This is a genomic window from Sorangium sp. So ce590, from assembly GCF_051521365.1.
Lineage (GTDB): Bacteria > Myxococcota_A > Polyangia > Polyangiales > Polyangiaceae > Sorangium.
This window is the reverse complement of sequence record NZ_CP150346.1, coordinates 1427120-1441336: the sequence shown is the minus strand read 5'-3', so window position 1 is coordinate 1441336 and position 14217 is coordinate 1427120. Positions and strand designations below refer to the sequence as shown.

The following is a 14217-nucleotide window of genomic DNA, read 5'->3' as shown; positions in this document are numbered from 1 at the left end:
AGCTCGTCGATCCAGCCTTCACCACGCTCCTTGCACCCCGACGCGCGCCGGCGAGACGTCGATTCCCCAGCGGATGGCGCCCGTCGTTTCTGGCCTGTCCTTCCCCGAAGGTGCGGTGACGAGCAGCACCACGCCGCCCGCCGCCAGCACGCTGCCGACCACGAGCGCTGCCGTCGCCCCGTTTCCGAACCGCCTCGCCTGAGCGCGCAGGTCGAGCCCGGTCTCGTCGCACGTGTTCAGCGCGTCGCAATGACCGTCCTGGTTGCTCGCGTTCTTCTTTCCGACGGCGAGCGCCGCGAGCACCCCGGTCGCCCCGAGCCCCGCGCCTCCGGCGACGATCGCCGCGATGCCTACAGGTCGCTGCCAGGGGCGCGCCGCCGGTGCGGGCGCAGGCGCAGGCGCCAGCGCCGGCGGGGGCACGGAGACGGAGGTCACGGGCGCAGGCGCGGGCGGCGGAGCTGCTTCCTCCTCCTCCTCGAGCGTCTCGAGCATGGGCACCTCCACGCGCGCGTGTGCGCCATCCTCGCCGATCACGACCTTGTTCGACCAGGGGCGATACCCGGGCGCCTTGGCCTCGATCACGTGCTCGCCCTTGTCGACCGCCAGCGCCGTCCCCCAGACGGCGGCGCCGAGCGCGAGCCCGTCGCTTGCAATCGAGAGCCCTGACAGGCCACGAACGGCGTCCGGCAGCTCCACCGTCAAGGTCGCGAGCTTCGGCTTCAAGGCCGCCGCCTTCCTGCCCGCCGCGGCGGCGCGCTGGGTCTGACCGGCGCGGCTCGCCAGCGCCTCCACGAGCCCGTGCTGCGCCCACGCGCTCGCGAGCCGGCCCTGGGCCTCGTAGCACCTCGCCAGCGTCTCCTTCGCCCCGAGCGCCTCGGGGAGCATCTGCGTCGTCTGCTCGAGCTTGGGGCAGGCGCTCGCGTACTGTTTCTTGTCCATCTCCTCGACGGCCTGCTCGAAGAGGGATTGGGCCGCCGCCATGGCCCTTGAATCGGCTGCCTGCGCACGCGCAGCTGCGGGGACGAGCAGCAGCGTCAAGGCGAGCGTGCAGGGGCGTAACGGGAGACCTGGCATGGCGCCAGGTTACCAGAGGGTGGGACGCTGGGTCGTCGGGCCCGGCGCCCACGGCCGCGCGGGCGGCGGGCTCGGAGCGGCGGGGGCAGCTGGCGCGGAGGGCGTGCTCGAAGGAGCGGGGCCTTGCTGCGATGCCTCGCCCGCGACGATCGCCGCCGTGCTGCTCGGCGGCGGCGCAGGCGCCGCGGCACCGGCAGGCGCCGCAGCTTCGACGGGCGCCGCGGCAACCGGCGCCCCCGACGCAGGCGCCGCAGCAGTCCCGGAGGAGCGACCGAGGACGAACCATGCCCCGCCGCCCAGGATTGCGAGCCCCACCGCTGCGCCGACGGCCATGCCCGCCGTCTTCCGGCGCGGGGCCGGCGCGCCGCCGGTCGCTCTCCGCGCGCCGAGCTCGTGGAGCGCCGGCGCGGGCTCGCTGGCGGTCGTCCTCGGATCGACGGTCGTACTCGCCCCCTCCGGCGTGGCCGCGAGGGGCGCGGCAGGCGCCTCCACCTGGATGGTCGATATCAGCGAAGGGCCCAGGGGCGCTGCGGACGCTCGCTCCAGCGCCGGCGAAGGCACGCTCGGCGGCCGCAGGGCCGGCGCCGAGGCCACGCTCGACCGCACAGGATGTGCGATCGTCGCGCCGTCAAACGCCGCCAGGGCGGCCGGAGCCAGGGCCTCGCGCAGCGTGGCCGCGAGCTCGCCGATGCTCTGGAATCGCTCCTCGGGCCGCTTGCGCATACAGCGCAGGATCACCGCCTCGACGGCCCGCGGCAGGTCCGGCCGCAGCTCGGACGGCAGCGCCGGCTCCGCCTGCACCACCAGCGCGACCAGCTTGAGAACGGTCTCGGCGTCGAACGGCCTTCGGCCCGTCACGAGCTCATACAGCACAGCCCCCATCGCCCAGATGTCGGCCCGCGCGTCGACCGACTTCGAGCATGCGACCTGCTCGGGCGCCATGTACATCGGTGACCCCAGCATGGCGCCCGTGGTGGTCAGTTCCACCTCGTCGATGCCTGTTTGCTTGGAGACGCCGAAATCGAGGACCTTGACGCTCGGGCTGCCGTTCGGGCGGCGGATCAGGAAGAGATTGGCCGGCTTGAGGTCGCGATGCACGATCCCGGCCGCGTGCGCCTCGGCGATCCCATCGCAGGCTTGCAGGACGAACAGCACGGCGTCGTCGACCGGCAGCGGGCCCTGCTTGCGGACGAGGTCCCGCAGGTCGCTGCCCTGGAGGTACTCCAGGACCATGTACGGCGCGCCCGCCTCCGTGCGGCCGACGTCGTGGACCCGGGCCACGTGGTCGCTCCGGAGACGAGCCGCGGCGCGCGCCTCGCGCACGAAACGCTCGAACAGCTCGGGCTGCTCGGGCGTGGAAGGCAGGAGGAACTTGATGGCGAACAGCTCGCCGAGCTGGAGGTGGCGGGCCGCGACGACTAGGCCCATGCCGCCTTTTCCGAGCACGCGCTCGACCCTGTACTTGCCGAGGAGGACGTCACCGGTCTTGACGAGAGTGTCCATCGAGCAGGCGCGGGTCGGGGAGGGCAAACGCGAGACCCAGAAGAGAGTCCCTGCCAGGGGACAGCATCCTCGCCCTGACAGCAAGGGGCCAGGTTGACAAAAGAGCCAGGGTCGGGCGAGGCGGCCCCTGGCGTTCCATCTGGTCGCCCGTCCGAGGACCCGCGTCCGGCGGAGGGGGCCGAGTCACGGGGCAGGTTCAAGGCCAATCGTGAACACAGCGAACACGGCCGTCGCTCTCGATCGACTTGTTGGTGGCGTAACCGACCCGGAAGCTCACCGACCACGCTGCGCGGTCAGCTGGCGCGGAGTTTCGCCTCGGGAAGTAGACGGTCGACGACCAGTATCCTGGTACATCCACATCGCGGGACGGTTCTGGCTCGGGGAACCACATTCGGTCAATCGCTGGATGGTGCCTGGAATGGTCCACGATCGTTTGCAGCTCTTGAACGGTCGGGAGCCGCCATGATGTGGACCCGGCGAAATCAAGATTTTTGCAGTGAGTATCCGCCATGCTTTGGGAGCAATTGCCCTCAATATCATCGTCAGAGCAATCGCCTTTCCCGTCACGCTGCCAGACCAGGCGCGTTTTTTCGTCTATCACGGTCAGCCGATCCATGTCGAAGGCGTACTCGCAGCGCTCTCCGCTCGCGGGTCTCCCCGTTCGAACGCAACGGACGCGATGGGGTTCGTCGATCCCGCAGCTCCCAACGTTGCCATCCTCAACGTGGACGCACCACGCTTCTGGAGGTGAGGGGTTCGCGAAGCGCAACGACCAGAGATAATAGTCACCAGCCGGTCCATTGAACGGTGAGTCCGGTATGGCCGGATAAGCGCTTTCATAATCCACGATCGAGACCAGCTCGATGCGTGACGGCATCCGCCAATCATCATATCCTTCATATCCTTCCAGACCGAGACGCTCGCATGCCTTTTTCGCTTCCTCCCAGGTGAACTCCCCCGGTTTCCCGGTTTCCGGATCCGGTGCCACGCCGCGCTGCCACTGAAGCTCCGTCACCGAATCGAACACCGTATCCGACGCCGTCGTCGGATCGAACACCGTGCCCATCGGCCGGTCCTTGTACCGACCGGGGAGGAGGAGGTCTCCGGGACTCCAGTGCGCCCAGGTGGCGTCACCGCAGACCTGTGCGCCTCCGGCCCCTGCTGTTCCCGCCTCGTAACCGCCGCCCGTACCGCCCGTACCGCCCATGCCGCCCGCCGAGCTTGCCGCACTCGTGGATCCCCCTCCGCCCATGCCGCCCGCCGAGCTTGCCGCACTCGTGGATCCCCCTCCGCCCATGCCGCCCGCCGAGCTTGCCGCACTCGTGGATCCCCCTCCGCCCGTCGCTCCGACCTCTCGAGGCACGCCCGGATCGATGTCGAGCATCCCATTGCACCCGAGGCACATGCCCATCAAGAAGGCCGCTCCACCCATACTGATGGATATATCTATTGCTTTCCCCGTATCCGCACGAGCGGGGTTTCCCTCTGAGACCATTCCCATGTCCTTCTGAGCACGCTCTGACGACCTGACGGCGCCTGCGCAGTCCGTTTCATCCTACCAGCGAACCAGGACCTGTGCATGGGCGCTCAGGCGCGCCGCCAAAGGCCACCATGGGTGCGAGGGCGATCCGCCGAGATCGCTCCGCTGGAGCGCTCCTCCGGTCCCCCCTGTACGTGCTGTCGGTCGCGGCGATCCTCGGGGCCGTCCACGCGCTCGGCCGCCGAGCCCAGCCGCGCTATTCCATTCCCGTCCAACCGGCGATCGGGTACCCCCTCCTCTCATGCCGGCTGCCCGTGGGCCTCTCGCCATGGATGTCGTGGTGATCGGCGCGGGCCCGAACGGGCTCGCAGCAGCCATCGCGCTGGCCGGGGCCGGCCTCTCGGTGCGCGTCATCGAGGCGCGCGACACCGTCGGCGGCGGCGCGCGCACGGCCGAGCTCACCGGCCCCGGCTTCCGTCACGACGTCTGCTCCGCCATCCACCCCACCGCGGTGCTCTCGCCGTTCCTCCGGACGCTGCCGCTCACGGAGCACGGCGTCGCCTGGATCCACGCCGACGCGGCGCTCGCCCACCCGCTGCCCGACGGCAGGGCCGCCCTGCTCTACCCCGATCTCGGCCGCATGGCGGAGACGCTGGACGAGGAGGACGCGGCCTCCTGGCGCGACCTGTTCGCGCCGCTCCTCGCGCACGACGGCGCGCTGTTCACCGAGCTGCTCGGCCCGCTGCGCCTCCCGCCGCGCCACCCGCTCCTGCTCGCGCGGTTCGGCCTCTCCGGCATCCGCTCGGCGCAGGGGCTCGCGCGCGACACCTTCCGCGGCGACGCCGCGCGCGGGCTCTTCGGCGGCTGCGCGGCGCACGCGTTCCTGCCGCTCGAGACGCTGTTCTCGGCGTCCTTCGGCCTCGTGCTCGCGCTCGCGGCGCACGCGGCGGGCTGGCCGATGGTGCGCACCGGCTCGCAGGCGCTCATGGACGCGCTCGCGGCCATCCTGCGCGCGCGCGGCGGCGAGATCGAGACCGGCCGCACGGTCTCGTCGCTCGACGAGCTCCCCGAGGCGCGCGCCTACCTCTTCGACACGACGCCGGCGGCCATGGCGCGCATCGCGGGCGACAGGCTCCCGCCGGGCTTCCGGCGCCGCCTCGAGCGCTTCCGCCACGGCCCCGGCGCGTTCAAGGTCGACTACGCCCTCGACGGCCCCATCCCGTGGAAGGCGCCCGCGGCCGCGCGCGCGGCGACGGTGCACGTGGGCGGCACGCTCGACGAGGTGGCGGCCTCCGAGCGGGCGCTCGCCGGCGACGCGCCCGCGGAGCGCCCCTTCTGCCTCGTGGCGCAGCAGAGCCTGTTCGACGGCACGCGCGCCCCCGCCGGCAAGCACACCGCCTGGGTCTACTGCCACGTGCCGCCCGGCTGCACCGTCGACATGACGGCGCGCATCGAGGCCCAGATGGAGCGCTTCGCCCCCGGCTTCCGCGATCTCGTGCGCGCGCGCGCCGTCCACACCCCCGCCGCCTTTCAGCGGTACAACGAGAACTACGTCGGCGGCGACATCGCCGGCGGCGCCAACGACTGGATCCAGATCTTCGCGCGCCCCGTCGCGAGCCTCAGCCCCTACGCGACGCCCAACCCCGCGATCTATCTCTGCTCCAGCTCGACGCCGCCCGGCGGCGGCGTCCACGGCATGTGCGGCTACCACGCCGCCGCGGCCGCCCTCCGGCGCGTGTTCCAGCGGCCGGCGCCCGCCCTCGCCATGCCGGCGCCCCGCGCCCAGCTGCCGCCGCACGGCAGCTGAGGCCTCCGCCGGTCCTGTGGAACGTGCCCTCGTGGCCCGGTCACGACCACGACACCTCGAACTCGCAGGCCTTGGCGCCGCGGAAGCGGCAACGGGTGTGCAGGCAGCGGCCCTCCCGGGCGCCCAGGTGGGACATGATTCGCTCCTGCCATACCGGGATGCCCACCGCGCAGGTGACCGGCCCGGGGCCGCGGTCGGGGAGCCGCGAGGCGGTGAGGCGGACCGTGAAGCGCTTCTCGGCGACCTCGTTCGCCTCCATCGTGCCGTCGTCGAAGTAGCGCTCCCACAGCGAGGCGGACCGGCGCAGCACCGTGGCGGGGGACGCGGCCTTGAGCAGCACCGTGAAGAAGCGTTGCAGGTCCGCCTCGGCGATGGCGCTGGCCACGGGCCGGAAGCACTGCGGGTGGCCCTCTCCGAACAGCACCACGTAGCGGTCGACGAGGCGGTTCCACAGGCTCACCGGGTACCAGCCGTGCGGCAGGACGATGCCGCCGACCTGCGCGGCGTCCTGCGGGCCGAGGCCCTCCAGCCACCGCGCCACGCCGGCGGCGCCGTGCTGCGCGGCCACGAAGTTCTTGAACCCCCCCAGCGCGTTGCCCTTGACGTTGCTCATCGAGATCGCTCCACCGGGCGGCCGTCGCCAGGCCCGTCGGGTGCCGGGCGGGGGGGATCCTGACGAGGGTCCCGCGCAGATGCAATCGCGCCGACCGGATGCTCCGCAGGATCGGCGGGCGTCGTGGCGAGCGCGCTTCCCGCCGGCGCGCGCCGTACTACACTCGCCGGCGTGAAACCGTGCCCCTTCTGCGCGGAGCAGATCCAGGACGCCGCGATCAAGTGCCGCTTCTGCGGCAGCATGCTCGATGAGGGGGCGCCCGTGGCCGCCGCGGCCCTGGCCGCGCCGCTCGCCCCCGCTCCCGGCGCGCTCGCCCCCGCTCCCGGCGCGCTCGCCGCCTCGCCGGGCGCGGCGCGCGTCCTCTTCGAGGGGACGCCGAGCTGGAAGGCGTGGTTCTGGTCCTACGTCGCGGCGAGCGTGCTCTCGCTCGTGCTGGTGGGCCTCGTGTGGCTCGGCATCCTGCACTGGAAGCGCAGGAGCCTCCGCTACAAGATCACCGACCGCACGATCGACTACGAGGCCGGCCTGCTCACGCGGCGGGTCGAGACCCTCCAGCTCTGGCGCGTGCACGACATCGACCTCCGCCAGACGTTCATGGAGCGGCTGCTCGACATCGCCGAGATCCGCGTGTTCACGCGGGACGCGAGCGACCCCGAGCTCGTGATCCGGGGCCTGCCGGCGTCGCGCGAGCTGTTCGAGGCGATCAAGAACGCGGCGGAGCTCGCGCGCCAGCAGCGGGTGCTCGGGGTCGTGCAGTGAGCGCGGCCACGCGCGTGGGTATCGCCCAGGCAGCGGATCCCCTGGGCCGCCGGGGCGGGCGCAACGCCCGGCGCGCGGCGGCGCAGGCCTGATCGGAGCCCGACCATGTCCACGAGGCGATCCCCCTTCGATGATCTTCCGGATGTGCGCGACGGCCTGACGCGCGCCGAGCGCATCATCCTCTGGAAGCTCTCCGAGCTCGAGCGGGAGTTCGGCGGCCGCAACGTACCCACGGCCACGCTCTACGGGCGCGTCGTCGAGCACATCGACCTCTCGGTCCCCGAGTTCCAGCGCCTCATGCAGCGCCTCGTCGGCGTGCGCTGACGGCGCCCCGGCGCGGCGCGCTCCGGCGCGGCGCCCCTCGTCAAGCGGCGCGCTGCTCGATGGCGGCCCGCAGCGCGGAGACCGAGGCGCTGCGCAGGTACACGACGGGCGCGCCGTCCGCCGCGAGGCTCTGCATCTGATCGCGCAGCGCGTGCGAGACCATCGTCACCATGATCACGATGAGCGCGATCCTCCCCACGCCGCGGCGCGCCCCCGGCGGCACGCGGTTCTCGTAATGGCGCAGCGACAAGCCGTGCTCCTCGACCACATCGCGGTAGCGGCTGGACATGCCGCCGCTGCCCCCGATGACAAGCACCGTCTGGTCCTCGCGCTTCCTGTCGACCGCCTGGGAACGCCGCTCCGCCTTCATGCCGAGTCTCAGAGCAAGGCGTAAGCCACGCTCCTCGACCGGCCATTCCCGCGCAAATCTCGCGATCCTGGTCTATTCCCCGGCAAATTGTCGTCGAGATGCGGAGGCCTCTGTCATCGTGACATGGCAAGCGCGAGGGCCCGGCGCTGCCCGGCAGTCGCCGCCCGCCGCCGGGGAGGGGGTGCGCGCGGGAGGTGGTCGGGCTCGACGAGAAAGGCGGGAATGCAAGAATAAAAAATCAATCATCTTCCACAGTTACCGCCATCCTGCGAGCTCCCGTCGCGCCGGCGCGACGGCGACCCGCCGGCGACCTGGAGCTGTGGTAGGGAGCAGCGTCCCCCCTGCCCTGCCCTGCCGTGCCATGATGTCTCTCTCCTCGCCGCCCAGCGACCCGCCTCCGCCGGGCACCGTCGAGCGCTGGGCCTGGGATTACGTCCTCTCGACCGACCTGGCGCACAAGCTCGAGCCGCCGCCCGTGCCGTCGGTCTGGGAGCCCGCCCCCGCGCCCCCGCGCCGCCTCGCGCGGCCGGGCCGGCCCGCCGAGCTGCGCATCTCCGAGCGCGCGTTGAAGAGCCCGGGGCCCGAGGCGCTGCGCAACCCGGCGCGCCGCGCGCAGCTCTTCCACGCGTTCCTGCACCACGAGCTCCAGGCCGCGGAGCTCATGGCCTGGGCGCTGCTCGCCTTCCCGGAGACGCCGCGCGCGTTCCGCGGCGGCCTCGTCCGGATCGCCCTCGACGAGGCGCGCCACATGCGGCTCTACGCCGCCTACCTCGCCGCGATCGGCCACCGCTTCGGCGATTTCCCGGTGCGCGACTGGTTCTGGTCGCGGGTGCCCGCCGCCGCGTCGCCCGCGCAGTTCGTGGCGGTGATGGGGATGGGCCTCGAGGGGGGCAACCTCGACCATACGGCGCGCTTCGCCGAGCGCTTCCGCGCCATCGGCGACGTGGAGGGCGCCGCGCTCACCGAGCGGGTCCGCGCCGAGGAGATCCCGCACGTGCGCTTCGGGGTCCGCTGGTTCCGCCGCTTCACGCAGGCGCCGGGCGCCGCCTCGCCGCAGGCGGCGGGCGACTTCGAGACGTGGGTCCGCCACATCCCGCCGCCCCTCTCGCCGCTGCTCATGCGGGGCGATCCGATGAACCGCCGCGACCGCAGCCGCTCCGGCCTCTCCGAGCCGTTCCTCGACGCGCTGGCCTCATGGACCGAGCGAGCGCCTGGGTCCTGAACTTCGACGCCGACGAGGAGCTGGCCCGCCCCGCTGGGTACACCCCTCGCGCCGCGGTCGCCGGCCGGGCCCCGGAGCTCGCCGGCCGGATCGCGGCCCTGCTGCGCCCCGGCGACGTCGTGCTCAGCCCCGACCTCCCCTCGCCGCTCGTGCCGCCGGCGCCCCCCGGCGCCGCGCTCGTCGGGCGCGCGTGGTGCCCCACGCCCCGCGCCAGGCGCCTCCTCGCCCGCGCCGGCGTCACCCCCGCGGAGGCGCCGCCGCTCGACGTGCTGCGTCGCGTCAACCACCGGCGGTTCTGCGCGGACCTCGGCCAGACGCTCCCCGGCGCGCGCCACGTTGTCACCCTGGCCGAGCTCGAGGCCGCGATCGCCGGGCCCACGCCGACCGGTCACTGGCTGCTCAAGCGGCCGTTCGGCTTCGCGGGGCGCGGCCGGCGCCGGGTCGCCCGCGGCGCCCTGCCGCCCGACGCGCGGCCCTGGGCCGTCGCGTCGCTCGACCCCGCCTCCCCGGACAGCGGCCTGCAGGTCGAGCCCTGGGTCGAGCGCCGCGGCGACTTCTCGCTGCACGGGCACGTCGCCCGCGGCGGCGCGGTGCGCCTCGGCGCCCCCTGCGTCCAGCGTTGTGACGCGAACGGGGCCTACCTCGGCGCCGCGCTCGCCGGTGAGGGCGACCTCGACGGCGGCGAGCGCCGGCGGCTCGTCGAGGCCGCGCTCGAGACGGGAGCTGCGCTCGCCGGCGCGGGCTATTTCGGGCCCTTCGGGATCGACGCCTTCCGCTGGGAGGACGAGCGCGGGAGCCTGCGCTGGAATCCCCGGTGCGAGATCAACGCGCGGTACACGATGGCGTGGGCGATCGGCATGGACAGCGCGCGGCCCGACCTCGAGTGACCGGCGCGCGACGGACATGCAGCGTGTCGGGCGCAAAGCCGTAGCTGAACGCGATGCTCGATATGCACTCCCCTGCAGCGACGCGGTGGTGCTTCATGGCCAGGATTGTTATCCGAGCAGCCGCCGACGAACAAGCCATGTATGGATTCGACGCCTGCGCGCGGCGAGGAGCAGGCCCGCAAACATGGCCAGCGCCCCGCCGTGGCCATCGGTCGGCGCGGCTCGCTGCGGCTCGCTGCGACTCACTGCGACTCACTGCGACTCACTCAATGAGCGACAACGCACATTCATTCATTGTATCCGCGATCGTTCGCGGGGCGCCACACTCGCGGGTTGGTCATGCGGGACGCCGTCGCCATCGCCCTGGATGAGGGTGCTTGACAGGATCGACGCAATTCGATATCGTGGCTTGGCATGCCCATCACCGTCGTAGTCGGGGCTCGGGATTGCCTGTCGAGCATCGCCTTCGAGCACGGGCATTCCTGGCGCACTTTGTGGGACCACCCGGACAACGCGGCCTTGCGCGCGGCGCGCACGAGCGCGCACGTGCTCCGCCAGGGGGATCGGGTGGTCGTGCCCGAGCGGCGGCCCAAAGAGGAGGAGGCCGCCACCGGGAAGCGCCACACCTTCCGCCGTAAAGGTGTGCCGGAGCAGCTCCGGATCCGGTTCGGTACCCCGGAGTTTCCGCGGGCAGGGGTCCCGTACGTGCTGACCATCGACGGGGACCCGCTGCCGGGCAAGACCGACGCGAACGGAGAACTCGTGTGTTTCCTCCGACCGAACGCGCGCGACGCCGAGCTCGTGCTCCGGCCGGAAGACGCGCCCGAGGAGCATTACGCCGTTGGCTTGCGCGAGCTGGACCCCATTGACACCGTGCGCGGGCTCAAGCACCGGCTGCGCAACCTCGGGTATCTCGGCGGGTCCACGGGCGACGATCTCGATCCGGCGACGATCGGGGCGATGCACGATTTCCAGGCGCGGAGCGGCCTGCCCAGGACGGACGCGCCGGACGACGCCACGCGCGCCGCGCTGCTCTCGGCGCACGGCTGCTGATCGGGCTGGAGGACGACCGTGCCTTTCGACGTCCGAGGGCGAGAGAATACGGTCCGCATCCGTGACGCCGATTACGAGCTCATCCGGGCCCGCAAGGACGGAAACTGCCTGTTCCACGCGGCCGGCCACGGGCTCGTGACCGCCGGACGCCATGGGGCGGAGTTCGCCGATCACATGCGCTTCCGGGCGCACGTGGTCCAGTACGTGGCCGATCACGCCAAGGAGACGAACGCCCTCGGCTTCAAGCTGCGGGACGGGATGGGCATCACCGGCAACCAGCAAGACGCGGTGAGCGACGCGCAGAGGGCCGCGATCGATCGGCGGGTGGAGTACCTGCGCGGGGCCAGGAGCTGGGGGGACGAGGCGTGCATCACCGCGATCGAGCGGCTCTATGACGTGGAGGTCCTGGTGTTCGACGACCAGGGCGGCGACCAGGCGCTGGGCATTCCCTATTATACCGCGTCGCACGCGAAGGACGCCAAGCTTCGCCTGTGCATTCGCCTCGTGGGCCACATCCCGGTCCATTACGACGTTTTTTTGACCGATTACGACGCGGAGCGCGACGGGGGCAACGCCGTCGTGGAGGTGGTCAAGAAGGGCGACGAGGTGTCGCAATCGGCCAAGGAGCCGTGGGCCTACCACATGAACCCCGACGGGCTGAAGCTCTTCTGCCCGGCGATCGGCCCGCGCCAGATGACGTACAGCCGGGCGGTGCTGGATGCGCTGGGCAAATCCAGGCTGGTGGTGAAGCCCGTGGCGGTGGCGCTGGGCAGGGAGCTCAACGTGGTGGAGCGCCCTGCGCCGGTCGTGGCGGTGTCATTTCGTAATCGCAAGGACAAGGCACAGCTCGCATCGCAATCGTTCTCGGCGGCGACGGACCCGGGCGAGCTCGTGAAGGCGGTCCAGGAGCCCCTGGTGTTGCCGCTCGTCCGGGTGGAGAAGGCCTGCGTCAACCTGCTCGATCTCTCCTCGACGGACCTCTTGATCGACGTCGAGCGCGGCAAGGCGGCGGCGCCGGCCGTCGTCTATCTCCGCCTTTGCCGCCGCGCGTTCGGCCGCCTGGGCAGGGGGGTGCCCAACGGGGGTCTGCTCGACGAGATCGAGCTGAACCTCGCCAAGCTGAAGGCCAAATCCGAGGACCTCGACAAGCCTGACAGAACGCGCTTCACGCTCGACGCGTCGGCGCTGTCCGACCACCTCGTGCGAATGATGGAATGGCAGGCTTCGCCGTTCCAGGTCGTGGCGAGCAGCGACAGGGGGTTCGATCCTGCCGCGAGCGCGTGGACGCACGCGCACGTCCCGAGCGAGATCGATATCCTCCACGCCGAGTACCTGGCCCGTGTCCTGGTGCTCATGCTCGACGACAGCCCCGCGGCGCTCGGCGCTCTGGGCGTGGACGCGTCGATGAACGACCTCGCGAACCCCGCCATCGAGGGCGAACAGCCGAAGGGCCGCGAGACGTTCGCGATGCCGCTCGACAAACGGCAGGCCCTCGAGCAGCTGGCCGGGGTCGCGGGGCTGGGCCGGCTCGACGCGAACGCGCACAATTACCTGGTCGAGGTCGCGGAGGGCGAGTGGTACGCGTCGACCTCGTGGGCGAGCATGGCGTCGCTCCAGCTCAACGAGAAAGAGGGCCGGTATTACCTGCACGCGCTCTACTGGTCGGGTGACGCGCGGGCCGCATACCAGGCGAGCGCCGCGGACCTCGCCGCCCGCAACCAGCGGGCGCAGGGCGTCGAGGTGCTCGCGGTGGAGCGGGTGCTCGGGCTCGTCTCGGCTGCTCGGAGCGCCCTCTCGGCGGCGGCGAGCGTGACGGCGGGCCTGGAGGCTTCGCGGATGTTCCCGACGCTGCGGGCACGCAGCTTCTATACCGCCATATGGGTGTTCAACGGCCAGGAGCGGGCGGAGTTCGCGCTCCTGAGCACGTTCCGGGATCGGCACGCGGTCGCGCTCCAGAGGGTCGGCGCGCTCAAGGCGGACGTGGAAGCGCGGCAGATACTCCTCAAGCTAGGCCATGACACGACAGGCCTCGCGCTCCCCGCCTTCGACGACGCCGTGCAGCCGATCGTGCAGATGCTCGACGTCCAGGCCTGCGTCAGGCAATGCGACGCGATGTACGCCGCGATTTTCAGACGCAAGGCGGACCTGCTCCAGAAGGGGCTCGTGCTCGATTTCGAGGAGGTCGAGGGCATCAAAGATTTTGAGCTCGAGGGCGGCAAGCGCCTGGCGAAGGGCGCCGACTGGAAGCGGCACGTATTCGACCCGCCGCTCAAGCTCACTTGCGCGGTGACCGCCGGGATCAGCAGCTGCGCCGGAGGCGTGACGGTGTCGTCCGAGAAGGGCGCGCCGGCCCACGTCTTCATGTGGCACCTGGACGCTTCGTTATCGATCCCGCTGCTCGCCGAGATGGAGCGCCTCTGGCCCAAGGGGGACAAGGCGCCCGCGATGCGCACGCTCGCGCTCGTCACCCCGTCGCTCTGGGAGCTGAACAAATACCGGCCCGACAACCTGTATCCGGCGAAGGTCGTCGGCGATTCCGGGACCGTGTTCCTCGGTCGCGGTCCCCATTGGTATGGTAAGCAGCCGGTCGTGGCGGGCTGTGATCTCTTTGGCCTCGACCTCCGGACGAAGGGTCAGCTCGACCTGGTGTTCACGTACGACATCGACAAACGGACCGAGGCGCTGGGCATGTGGCGCCACGTCGTCGAGGCCAGCGAGGACGCTCCCGTGGTGCTCACATACTTCCGGGACAACCTCCTCGGCACGTACCGCTACGAGGACGCCGATCCGAAGACGCCGGCGGAGATGGCCCAGTACATCGGTCGGGTGTCGACGGAGGTCGTGCTCGATCAGGCCGCGATCAAGCGCCACAAGCGGGTGAACAGCAACAAGAGCTGCCGCGTGCCGCAGGTGAGCGCGGGGGTCATTGACGCGGTCGCGAAGCATGCGCTCCCGCTGCTGGAGCTGCGGCGGCAGCTCGCCGCGGAGAAGGGGGATCAGGAGCTGGCGCTCGACCAGGTGGAGGAGATCCTGAAGAGCCGTTGGGCGCCGGGGTCCCGGTAGGTTGTGGCGTGAAGGCGGCCCCTTCGATACCCCCCACGAAACCAGGGACGAACCTGGGCGAC

The 14217-nt window shown here is 71.5% G+C and carries 12 protein-coding genes; 7 read left to right on the top strand and 5 right to left on the bottom strand.

All coding sequences use genetic code 11. The annotated features are described in order from the left end of the window. Positions 1-18 precede the first annotated feature (18 nt). From WMF28_RS05275 to WMF28_RS05265, 3 genes are all read right to left on the bottom strand, one after another. Positions 19-981: a hypothetical protein gene (locus WMF28_RS05275; RefSeq protein ID WP_437600960.1), complete on the bottom strand. Its 963-nt coding sequence runs from the start codon at positions 979-981 to the stop codon at positions 19-21. Positions 982-1083: 102 nt separating this feature from the next. Further along, the gene (locus WMF28_RS05270) at positions 1084-2577 is read right to left on the bottom strand and encodes a serine/threonine-protein kinase (protein WP_437600959.1); all 1494 of its coding nucleotides are present in this window, start codon (positions 2575-2577) and stop codon (positions 1084-1086) included. Between the two features lie 196 nt (positions 2578-2773). Continuing rightward, entirely contained in the window at positions 2774-3643 is an 870-nt protein-coding gene (locus WMF28_RS05265) for a DUF1566 domain-containing protein (RefSeq protein ID WP_437600958.1), read from the bottom strand. A 715-nt stretch (positions 3644-4358) separates the two neighbouring features. Here WMF28_RS05265 and WMF28_RS05260 point away from each other — a divergent pair. Next, positions 4359-5864: a phytoene desaturase family protein gene (locus WMF28_RS05260; protein ID WP_437600956.1), complete on the top strand. Its 1506-nt coding sequence runs from the start codon at positions 4359-4361 to the stop codon at positions 5862-5864. A gap of 40 nt (positions 5865-5904) precedes the next feature. Here the strand turns inward: WMF28_RS05260 and WMF28_RS05255 are convergent, their stop codons facing one another. Beyond that, the gene (locus WMF28_RS05255) at positions 5905-6477 is read right to left on the bottom strand and encodes a hypothetical protein (protein ID WP_437600954.1); all 573 of its coding nucleotides are present in this window, start codon (positions 6475-6477) and stop codon (positions 5905-5907) included. 171 nt (positions 6478-6648) lie between these two features. Here WMF28_RS05255 and WMF28_RS05250 point away from each other — a divergent pair, with 171 nt between their 5' ends. Further along, positions 6649-7236, top strand: a complete 588-nt coding sequence (locus WMF28_RS05250; RefSeq protein WP_437600953.1) for a PH domain-containing protein — start codon at positions 6649-6651, stop codon at positions 7234-7236. Positions 7237-7341: 105 nt separating this feature from the next. Then, a complete protein-coding gene (locus WMF28_RS05245; RefSeq protein ID WP_437600952.1) occupies positions 7342-7560 on the top strand; it encodes a hypothetical protein in 219 nt (72 codons plus the stop codon). A gap of 40 nt (positions 7561-7600) precedes the next feature. Here the strand turns inward: WMF28_RS05245 and WMF28_RS05240 are convergent, their stop codons facing one another. Next, positions 7601-7930, bottom strand: a complete 330-nt coding sequence (locus WMF28_RS05240; RefSeq protein ID WP_437600951.1) for a DUF2325 domain-containing protein — start codon at positions 7928-7930, stop codon at positions 7601-7603. 361 nt (positions 7931-8291) lie between these two features. Here WMF28_RS05240 and WMF28_RS05235 point away from each other — a divergent pair, with 361 nt between their 5' ends. From WMF28_RS05235 to WMF28_RS05220, 4 genes are all read left to right on the top strand, one after another. After that, entirely contained in the window at positions 8292-9152 is an 861-nt protein-coding gene (locus tag WMF28_RS05235; protein WP_437600949.1) for a ferritin-like domain-containing protein, read from the top strand. After that, entirely contained in the window at positions 9125-10039 is a 915-nt protein-coding gene (locus WMF28_RS05230; protein ID WP_437600948.1) for a hypothetical protein, read from the top strand. Before WMF28_RS05235 ends, WMF28_RS05230 begins: the two co-directional genes overlap by 28 nt. Before the next feature lie 414 nt (positions 10040-10453). Then, positions 10454-11092, top strand: coding sequence for a peptidoglycan-binding domain-containing protein (locus WMF28_RS05225; protein ID WP_437600947.1), 639 nt, complete (start codon positions 10454-10456; stop codon positions 11090-11092). A gap of 18 nt (positions 11093-11110) precedes the next feature. After that, a complete protein-coding gene (locus tag WMF28_RS05220) occupies positions 11111-14155 on the top strand; it encodes an OTU domain-containing protein (protein ID WP_437600946.1) in 3045 nt (1014 codons plus the stop codon). Positions 14156-14217: the final 62 nt, after the last annotated feature.